The following is a 7,259-nucleotide window of genomic DNA, read 5'->3' as shown; positions in this document are numbered from 1 at the left end:
CGGCCGTGCCGGACTCCGCGCCCCGGACCGTGAGCGCGGAGTCCGGCACGGCCGGGCCCGGGCCCCACGAGCGCCGCGGGACCCGGCCGCGGCCCGGAGCGGGAGCGACAAGCCCGGCCCTGCAGCCCGGCCGCGGGCGGGTCTACAGGGCCCGGAAGAGACCTTCCTGCACCACCGAGACCACCAGCCGGCCCTCACGGTCGTAGATGCGCCCGCGAGCCAGCCCGCGCCCGCCGACCGCGATGGGCGACTCCTGGTCGTAGAGCAGCCACTCGTCCGCACGGAACGGCCGGTGGAACCACATCGCGTGGTCCAGCGAGGCCATGTCGAAGTTGCGCGGCCCCCACAGGGGCTCCACCGGCAGCCGCACCGCGTCCAGCAGCGTCATGTCGCTGGCGTAGGTCAGCGCGCAGGTGTGCACCAGCGGGTCGTCGCCCAGCGGCCCCACCGCCCGCATCCACACCGCGCTGCGCGGCTCCGCCTCCGCGACCTCCTCGGCCGTCCACCGCATCCGGTCCACGTACCGGATGTCGAAGGGCTGACGGCGCGCCATCCGCTCCAGCTGCTCCGGCAGCGCCCCCAGGTGCTCGCGGATCTCCTCCGCCACCGTCGGCAGCGAATCGGGGTCCGGCACCTGCCGGGCCGGTGGCAGCTGGTGGGTGAACGGCCCCTCCTCCGGCAGGTGGAAGGAGGCCGTCAGGTTGAAGATCGTCCGGCCCTGCTGCACCGCCGTGACCCGGCGGGTGGTGAACGACCGGCCGTCGCGGACCCGCTCCACCTGGTACACGATCGGCACGCCGGGCCGCCCCGGGCGCAGGAAGTACGAGTGCAGCGAGTGCACCGGCCGGTCAGGTTCCACCGTCCGCCCGGCCGCGACCAGCGCCTGGCCGGCCACCTGCCCGCCGAAGACGCGCTGCAGCGACTCCTCGGGGCTGCGGCCCCGGAAGATGTTGACCTCGATCTGCTCGAGGTCGAGCAGGCCGACCAGGCCCTCCGCCGGATTCGTCATGCTGTCTCTCCTCTCCCGTCCACGTGTCCCGCCTGCGCCCGTCCCGCCGCCGATGTTTCCGCCGTCACCGTCATCGCCTCCGCCGTACCCGGCTCCCCCGCCGGGCGGCGTCACAGCTGGCCGACGTCGGTGACCCGGATCACCGCGCGGCCCTCGGTGTCGGACGCCGCGAGGTCGACCTCGGCGCTGATGCCCCAGTCATGGTCGCCGTTCGGGTCGGCGAAGGTCTGACGGACGCGCCACAGACCGTGGGCGGGGTCCTCCTCGATCATCAGCAGACGCGGGCCGCGGGCGTCCGGCCCGGTGCCCAGGTCCTCGTACTCGTCCCAGTAGGCGTCCATGGCCTCGCCCCAGCGGTCCGCGTCCCAGCCCGACTCGGCGTCCAGCGCGCCCAGTTCGTTCACCTGGTCCAGGGCGGCCAGCTCCACCCGGCGGAACATCGCGTTGCGCACCAGCACCCGGAAGGCGCGCGCGTTGGCGGTGACCGGCTTGACCTGGTCGGCCTTCTCCTGGGCCTCCTCGGCGGTGAGCACCTCGGGGTTGGCCAGCTGCTCCCACTCGTCCAGCAGGCTGGAGTCGACCTGGCGGACCATCTCGCCCAGCCAGGCGATCAGGTCCTGCAGGTCCTCCGACTTCAGGTCGTCGGGGACGGTGTGCTCCAGCGCCTTGTAGGCGCTCGCCAGGTAGCGCAGGACGATGCCCTCGGTGCGGGCCAGCTCGTAGAGGGACACGAACTCCGTGAAGGTCAGCGCCCGCTCGTACATGTCGCGGATCACCGACTTGGGCGACAGCGGGTGGTCGCCCACCCACGGGTGGCTGTGGCGGTAGGTGTTGTACGCGTGGAAGAGCAGCTCCTCCAGCGGCTTGGGGTGGCTGACCTCCTGCAGCCGCTCCATCCGCTCCTCGTACTCGACGCCGTCCGCCTTCAGCTGCGCGACCACCTCACCGCGCGCCTTGTTCTGCTGCGCGTGCAGGATCTGCCGCGGGTCGTCCAGCGTCGACTCCACCACCGACACCATGTCCAGCGCGTACGACGGCGACTCGGGGTCCAGCAGCTCGAACGCGGCCAGCGCGAACGTGGACAGCGGCTGGTTGAGCGCGAAGTCCTGCTGCAGGTCGACCGTCAGGCGCACGATGCGGCCCTCGGCGTCCGGCTCGTCCAGCTTCTCGACGATGCCGCCGTCCAGCAGTGACCGGTAGATGGCGATGGCCCGGCGGATGTGACGCAGCTGGGCCCGGCGCGGCTCGTGGTTGTCCTCCAGCAGCCGGCGCATGGCGTCGAAGGCGTTGCCCGGGCGGGCGATCACCGACAGCAGCATGGCGTGGGTGACGCGGAACCGCGAGGTCAGCGGCTCGGGGTCGGAGGCGATCAGCTTCTCGAAGGTGGACTCCGACCAGGCGACGAAGCCCTCCGGGGCCTTCTTGCGGACCACCTTGCGGCGCTTCTTCGGGTCGTCGCCGGCCTTCGCCAGCGCCTTCTCGTTCTCGATGACGTGCTCGGGCGCCTGCGCGACCACGAAGCCGGCCGTGTCGAAGCCGGCCCGCCCGGCCCGGCCCGCGATCTGGTGGAACTCACGCGCCCGCAGGGTGCGCACCCGGTTGCCGTCGTACTTGGTCAGCGCGGTGAACAGCACTGTGCGGATGGGCACGTTGACGCCCACGCCGAGGGTGTCCGTGCCGCAGATGACCTTCAGCAGCCCTGCCTGCGCCAGCTTCTCCACCAGACGCCGGTACTTCGGCAGCATGCCGGCGTGGTGCACGCCGATGCCGTGCCGGACGTAACGGGAGAGGTTCTGGCCGAACTTGGTGGTGAAGCGGAAGTTGCCGATCAGGTCGGCGATCTTCTCCTTCTCCTCCTTGGAGCACATGTTGATGCTCATCAGCGCCTGCGCCCGCTCCACCGCCTGCGCCTGGGTGAAGTGGACGATGTAGACCGGCGCCTGCCGGGTGTCCAGCAGCTCGGTCAGCGTCTCGGTCAGCGGCGTGTACTTGAAGTCGTAGGACAGCGGCACCGGACGGGTCGCCGAACGGACCACCGCGGTCGGCCGGCCGGTGCGCCGGGTGAGGTCCTTCTCGAACATCGAGACGTCGCCGAGCGTCGCCGACATCAGCACGAACTGCGCCTGCGGCAGCTCCAGCAGCGGGATCTGCCAGGCCCAGCCGCGGTCCGCCTCGGCGTAGAAGTGGAACTCGTCCATCACCACCTGGCCGACGTCGGCGTTCCTGCCGTCTCGCAGCGCGATGGAGGCCAGCACCTCGGCGGTGCAGCAGATCACCGGGGCGTCCGCGTTCACCGACGCGTCGCCGGTCAGCATGCCGACGTTCTCGGTGCCGAAGATCTTGCAGAGCTCGAAGAACTTCTCGGACACCAGCGCCTTGATGGGCGCGGTGTAGAAGGTGACCTCGTCACGGGCGAGGGCCGCGAAGTGGGCGGCCGCCGCGATCATGCTCTTGCCCGAACCGGTCGGCGTCGAGACGATCACGTTCGCCCCGGAAACGACCTCGATCAGCGCCTCCTCCTGATGGGGGTAGAGCGTGAGGCCCCGGTCCTGGGCCCACGACTCGAAGGCTTCGTAGAGGGCGTCGGGATCGGCGGTCTGCGGCAACTGATCGATGAGGGTCACGTCCCCATCTTGCCCGGACCAGGTCACGATCAGGGAATCGGATGCCCGGACGAAGATCGTCACCGCTACGCTGTGCCGCTGAACTGCACAGCGGGCGTATGACAACAGCGGGACGAGCGACAACAGCGGCGTGCGACGACAGCGGCACATCGCGGAACGGGGCGAGCACGCCATGATGGGACCAGCACATGCTCTGTCGGGCGCGGCCGCCTGGCTCGGCGTCGGCGCGGCCGCGGCCGCCTGGGGCGAGCCGATGCCCTGGCCCGTCCTGCTGGCCGGAGCGCTGATCTGCGCGGGGGCGGCCCTCGCACCCGACCTCGACCACAAGGCGGCCACCATCTCGCGGGCCTTCGGGCCGGTGTCCAAGTGGATCTGCGAGATCGTCGACAAGCTGTCCTACGCCGTCTACAAGTCGACAAGGAAACCCGGTGACCCGCGACGTTCCGGCGGCCACCGCACCCTCACCCACACCTGGGTGTGGGCGCTCCTGCTCGGCGCCGGTTCGGCGGCCGTCGCCACGCTGGGGGACCGGTGGGGCGTGCTGTTCATCCTCTTCGTGCACATGGTGCTGGCCATCGAGGGCCTGCTGTGGCGGGCCACCCGCGGCTCCAGCGCCGACGTGCTGGTGTGGCTGCTGGCCGCCACCAGTTCCTGGATCATCGCGGGGATCCTGGACCGGCCGGGCAACGGCTCCACCTGGCTGTTCGAGGGGCCGGACCAGGAATACCTGTGGCTGGGCCTACCGATCGTGCTGGGCGCGCTGGTCCACTGCGTCGGCGACGCGCTCACCGTCTCCGGCTGTCCCGTGCTGTGGCCGATCCCGATAGGCCGCAGGCGCTGGTACCCGTTGGGTCCGCCGAAGCCGATGCGCTTCCGCGCCGGCGCCTGGGTGGAGGTCCGGGTCCTCATGCCCGGCTTCATGCTCGCCGGCGGTGTGGCCGCGGCGTTCGCCCTCGGCTACCTCTGAGACCCTCGGCCACGGTGAGGCGGGGCGGCCGGGGGCAGGAGTAGGGGAACGCCCCCCAGCCGAGGAGACCTCACACCATGGGAACCGTCGTCCACGTCCCCCAGACGCGGGACATGATCGGAGAGGAACTCTCCGGCGACGAGGCGCTGGTCGCCCTCCGCAAGTACGGCGGCGCGCGGCGGCTGATCACCGACTCCTTCAGCCGCTTCCGCTACGCCGACGGATTCACCAACGCGCGGGCCCTGGCGTTCCAGGTCGTGGTGGGCCTGGTGCCCTTCACGGCCGCGCTGGTCGGCCTGACCACCTCGGCGCACACCGAGGACATCGGCCGGGTCATCGAGCTCACCCTCCAGCGGATCGTCCCGGGCACCAGCGACGGGATCGTCCGGGAGGTCCTGGAGGGCACCCGGCGCACCGCGCACGGCGGGGTGTGGAGCAACCTCGCCCTTGTGCTGGGCCTGGGCTTCGCCGTCATCAACCTCGCCTCGGCGATGGCGCAGATAGAGCGGGGCGCCAACCGCATCTACGGCATCGAACGCGACCGGCCGGTCACGCACAAGTACGGGCGCGCCCTGATCCTCGCCGGGGCCGCCGGACTGCCCATGGTGCTCGGCTTCCTCGTCCTCGTGACGGGCGACGCGGTCGCCGGTGCCGTGGCGGAGTCCCTGGGCCTGCCCGGCGGCGCGAGGTGGTGGGCCCCGCTGGACATCCCGCTGGGGCTGCTGCTGTCCTGGACGGCCTCGGCCGTGATCTTCCGCTGGTCGCCCCGCCGCCGCCAGCCCGGCTACACCTGGCTGGCCCTGGGCTCCGCCGTCCACCTCGCGATCTGGGTGACGGCCACCGGGCTGCTCGAGCTCTACGTCAGCAACAGCGCGGGCTTCGGCGCGGTCTACGGGCCGCTGACCGCGTTCATCGCTCTGCTGCTGTGGGCCAACCTCACCGGGATCGCCCTGTTCCTCGGCATCGCCTTCGCCGCCCAGCTGGAGGCGGCCCGTGCCGGCCTCCACTCCGCCGTGCGCCCCGACCCCGGCCCGGGGGACTGAGGACGCCGCGCTGCGGTCGGGTGCGGCCAGGCCGCGCCCGGTGGTGCGGCTAGGCCGCGCCGGGTCCCTCCGGTTCGGCCGCCCCGCCGTAGCGCCGCTCGAAGCGGGCGACCCGGCCCTCGGAGTCCACGGTCCGGGCCTTTCCCGTGTAGAAGGGATGGCTCTCCGAGGAGATCTCGACGTCGATCACCGGGTACGACTGCCCGTCGTCCCACTCGATGGTCCGGTCGCTGTCCGCCGTTGACCGGGTGAGGAAGGCGTAACCGGCTGCCCGGTCGCGGAAGACCACCGGACGGTACTCGGGATGCTTGTCCTGCTGCACGCGACTCACTCCTCGTCGATCAGATGGACGGCCGCTTCCTCCGCGGAGGCGGCCGCTCCGTCGATGCCCACGTCGCGGGCGGCCAGGACCGCCTCCTCGTCGCGGCGCAGCCCCTCGTCGGGAGCGACCAGACGGCCGGCCCGCGTCCCGCCCACCTCGCCGTCCACCAGCTCCCCGTCGGTGTCGACGGCGTCACCGATGCCGTCACCGTCCAGCCCCAGGTCGGGCCCGTCCGGCAGCTCCTTCGACAGGCGCTCGTCCAGCGACTCGCCCCGTCGCTGCTCGGCCGCCGTCTCCCCGGTGTGCTCCACCCCCCAGGGCTTCTCCGGCGGGGACCAGCCGCGGTCCAGCGGGTCGTCGACGTCGTCGGTCTCCAGCGTGTCCTCGACGTCGAGCAGTCCCGAGTCGTCCTGGATGTCGGACGCGTCGGGCTGATAGACGTCGTCCCCCGGTCCGTCGGCGATGCCCACGACTACCTCCCGCCCGGTAGCGCCGCCCAGTGGCGGCCGCTCACTTCTTCCAGCGTCCACCGGGCCCGGGTGCGGCGCAAACCGCGCCGGTGAACCGGGCGGGGACGTACCAGGATGGGCGGGCGGTCGCGGCCCCGCTCATGGCGGAGCCGGCGGGGAGCCGGGGCCGGACTCATGCGGCGGCGACGGCGCCGACGGCGGCCGGGGCCGCGCGCACGGCCGAGCCGGCGGGCAGCCGGGAGCCGCGCTCAGGCGGGGCCGGGGTGGTGGGCGGGGGAGCCGTCGATCAGCGTGTCCAGCAGCCCGCCGAGCGTCTCCCGCTGCTCATGCGTCAGCGGCTCCAGGATCTCCTCAGCCGCCGCCCGCCGGGCCGCCCGCAGCTCCCGCAGCGCCGCCCGGCCCTCGTCGGTCAGCTCGATCCGCGTCACCCGGCGGTTGCCCGGATCCGCCACCCGGCGCACCCGCCCGCTCGCCTCCAGGCCGTCCACCAGGGTCGTCACCGCGCGGGGGACCACCTCCAGCCGCTCCGCCAGATCGGCCATCCGCGGCGGCGTGGCGTAGGGCGCGAGGGCGCGCAGCAGGCGGGACTGCGCCGGGGTGATGGCCATGCCCTGCTGCGCCAGATGGCGCTTCTGGATGCGGTGGACGCGGCGGGTCAGGCGCAGCAGCTGCTCGGCGAGAAGCCCGTCGGAGTCGGGAAGCGTCATGCCGGAACGGTATCAGGACGGTGTTCATTGTGAGTATGGGTAACAATGAGCTAAGCTCTGTGACGATCCTGGGCCCGTATGCCCCGGGATGCGCTCTTCAGCCCCATCTCCCCGCCC

At 72.2% G+C, this 7,259-nt stretch carries 7 protein-coding genes; 2 read left to right on the top strand and 5 right to left on the bottom strand.

Annotated elements, in window-relative coordinates:
* Nucleotides 1–142 precede the first annotated feature (142 nt).
* Together ACOV8S_RS30345 and ACOV8S_RS30340 are read right to left on the bottom strand one after the other, a co-directional pair.
* Nucleotides 143–1,009: an acyl-CoA thioesterase gene (locus ACOV8S_RS30345; protein ID WP_448321693.1), complete on the bottom strand. Its 867-nt coding sequence runs from the start codon at nt 1,007–1,009 to the stop codon at nt 143–145.
* 110 nt (nt 1,010–1,119) lie between these two features.
* Complete coding sequence (locus tag ACOV8S_RS30340) at nt 1,120–3,660, bottom strand: DEAD/DEAH box helicase (protein WP_448321704.1); 2,541 nt, start codon at nt 3,658–3,660, stop codon at nt 1,120–1,122.
* 145 nt (nt 3,661–3,805) lie between these two features.
* Between ACOV8S_RS30340 and ACOV8S_RS30335 the strand changes: the two genes are divergently transcribed.
* Both ACOV8S_RS30335 and ACOV8S_RS30330 read left to right on the top strand, forming a co-directional pair.
* On the top strand, nt 3,806–4,600 hold the full coding sequence (locus ACOV8S_RS30335) for a metal-dependent hydrolase (RefSeq protein ID WP_448321703.1): 795 nt from the start codon (nt 3,806–3,808) through the stop codon (nt 4,598–4,600).
* 77 nt (nt 4,601–4,677) lie between these two features.
* Nucleotides 4,678–5,643 (top strand): YihY/virulence factor BrkB family protein, encoded by a 966-nt coding sequence (locus ACOV8S_RS30330; protein ID WP_448321692.1) that lies wholly within the window; start codon nt 4,678–4,680, stop codon nt 5,641–5,643.
* Between the two features lie 49 nt (nt 5,644–5,692).
* On the opposite strand, the gene ACOV8S_RS30325 is transcribed toward ACOV8S_RS30330, so the two are convergent.
* The 3 genes from ACOV8S_RS30325 to ACOV8S_RS30315 form a co-directional block, all read right to left on the bottom strand.
* Nucleotides 5,693–5,965, bottom strand: coding sequence for a type B 50S ribosomal protein L31 (locus ACOV8S_RS30325; protein WP_448321691.1), 273 nt, complete (start codon nt 5,963–5,965; stop codon nt 5,693–5,695).
* A 5-nt stretch (nt 5,966–5,970) separates the two neighbouring features.
* Nucleotides 5,971–6,435, bottom strand: a complete 465-nt coding sequence (locus ACOV8S_RS30320; RefSeq protein WP_448321690.1) for a DUF5709 domain-containing protein — start codon at nt 6,433–6,435, stop codon at nt 5,971–5,973.
* A 248-nt stretch (nt 6,436–6,683) separates the two neighbouring features.
* Nucleotides 6,684–7,142, bottom strand: coding sequence for a MarR family winged helix-turn-helix transcriptional regulator (locus tag ACOV8S_RS30315; protein WP_448321689.1), 459 nt, complete (start codon nt 7,140–7,142; stop codon nt 6,684–6,686).
* Between the last annotated feature and the right edge of the window lie 117 nt (nt 7,143–7,259).

This window comes from Streptomyces sp. CO7, assembly GCF_053474865.1.
The sequence above is the reverse complement of the archived record's forward strand: the minus strand, read 5'-3'. Positions and strand labels throughout refer to the sequence as shown.

Coding starts and splice junctions, on each gene's coding strand:
- ACOV8S_RS30335 (WP_448321703.1), top strand. CDS start 3,806: ATGATGGGACCAGCACATGCTCTGTCGGGCGCGGCCGCCTGGCTCGGC.
- ACOV8S_RS30345 (WP_448321693.1), bottom strand. CDS start 1,009: ATGACGAATCCGGCGGAGGGCCTGGTCGGCCTGCTCGACCTCGAGCAG.
- ACOV8S_RS30330 (WP_448321692.1), top strand. CDS start 4,678: ATGGGAACCGTCGTCCACGTCCCCCAGACGCGGGACATGATCGGAGAG.
- ACOV8S_RS30315 (WP_448321689.1), bottom strand. CDS start 7,142: ATGACGCTTCCCGACTCCGACGGGCTTCTCGCCGAGCAGCTGCTGCGC.